Source organism: Oleiphilus sp. HI0066 (assembly GCF_001635725.1).
On the sequence record NZ_LWFH01000877.1, the window covers coordinates 1 to 458 of the forward strand.

The following is a 458-nucleotide window of genomic DNA, read 5'->3' on the forward strand; positions in this document are numbered from 1 at the left end:
GCTTGGGACCTTAAACAGTCGTACACACAAGATGTCGAGCTAGCACAGCTAAAACAAGTTAACGATTTCTTCAACCAAGCGGCGTTTATAGACGATATCGAACTATGGGGAGACACCGACTACTGGGCGACCCCTGTAGAGTTACTAGCTAAAAATGCCGGAGACTGTGAAGACTACGCGATCGCTAAGTTCTTTACTTTGCTATTCGCGGGTGTTGACGAAAGCAAACTTCAAATCTCTTATGTAAAGGCTCTAGAGCTTAATCAAGCGCACATGGTATTGGCATACTACCCAACACCAAACTCAGAGCCACTCATACTCGACAACATCAATAAGAATATCTTACCGGCCTCTCAGCGCACGGATTTAGAACCCGTTTATGGTTTCAATGGGCTTGGCGTCTGGTTAAACCGCTTTAGTCGTAGTAATGCGAAACGTGTCGGTGATCCAAGTATTAT

The 458-nt window shown here is 45.2% G+C and carries 1 protein-coding gene; it reads left to right on the plus strand.

All coding sequences use genetic code 11. The features are described from left to right. Window positions 1-458: transglutaminase-like cysteine peptidase (locus A3738_RS10055; RefSeq protein WP_197473782.1), on the plus strand; the 458-nt coding region annotated here is incomplete at both ends.